Source organism: Protofrankia sp. Cr1 (genome assembly GCF_963555865.1).
Lineage (GTDB): Bacteria > Actinomycetota > Actinomycetes > Frankiales > Frankiaceae > Protofrankia.
Genome location: NZ_CAUVXO010000268.1, coordinates 6,662 through 7,521 on the forward strand (window position 1 = coordinate 6,662; position 860 = coordinate 7,521).

The window sequence follows — 860 nt, forward strand, 5'->3', positions numbered from 1 at the left end:
AAGATCGGTTGATGATCACATCAGGCACCGTGCCGGAGCCAGGAGCGGATGTCAGGTTCCGGTGCGCCGGATTCGCGGCCGGTCCCAGCCGGCGGGCAGGGCGGTCGGCGTCTGCCAGGACGGTTCGGGGCGGAAATCGCACCAGGTGCCGTCGAACGGAAACCGTCCCTCCTCGACGCGTCCGACCACCTTTTCGCCCTCGGCCCGTACCGCTGCTGCGTCGGTCACCCAGTAGTGCTCGGGGAAGGCGAGGCGCTCGTCGAGTTCGTCCTCGTCCTTCCACTCCCAGTTGCGGTCCGGATAGACCCAGATGTCGAGGTCGTGGTCACAGCCGTCGACTCCGGCGAGCGCACTGTCGCCGTCGCGCCAGCGGGCGACGGGTTCTTCGAGGTTCACGTACCAGGCTGCAAAGGCGCTGCGAGCGTCCCAGAACCACCACACCGAATGCGCCTGCCGCGGTGGGATCAGCATGAAGATGTTCGGACCGTGCCATCCGGTCGTGGTCAGCTCGGTGGGTTGACGCACCCATTCGGCGAAGGGCATGTCGCGGATGCCACGGCCGTCCTGACTCATCCTGATCGCGATGGGACCACCGTGGGGAATCCACAACCGCAGGCCACGCTCGTCATCGCCGACGACGATAGCCGAGCGGACGAGAACCAGGGCGTCTCCGGTGAACATCCGGTGCAGGATCGGCTGTCCGGGCTCAAATGCGACATCCACCATGGTCACGGCCTAGACCATATCTAAGGGCTTCACACCCGCTTCCCGCTACCACCCGGTGTCAGGGAATGCCGCCGAAGAGATCTTCGCCGGGGTCGTCCCGTGTGTTGTGGAGGGTGCGGCGGTAGGGGTTGCGT

General features: G+C 65.9%; 1 protein-coding gene. It reads right to left on the reverse strand.

Annotation, left to right across the window (positions count from 1 at the left end; translation table 11 throughout):
- Positions 1-51: 51 nt before the first annotated feature.
- The gene (locus tag U9980_RS18615; protein ID WP_322753280.1) at positions 52-726 is read right to left on the reverse strand and encodes a DUF402 domain-containing protein; all 675 of its coding nucleotides are present in this window, start codon (positions 724-726) and stop codon (positions 52-54) included.
- Positions 727-860: the final 134 nt, after the last annotated feature.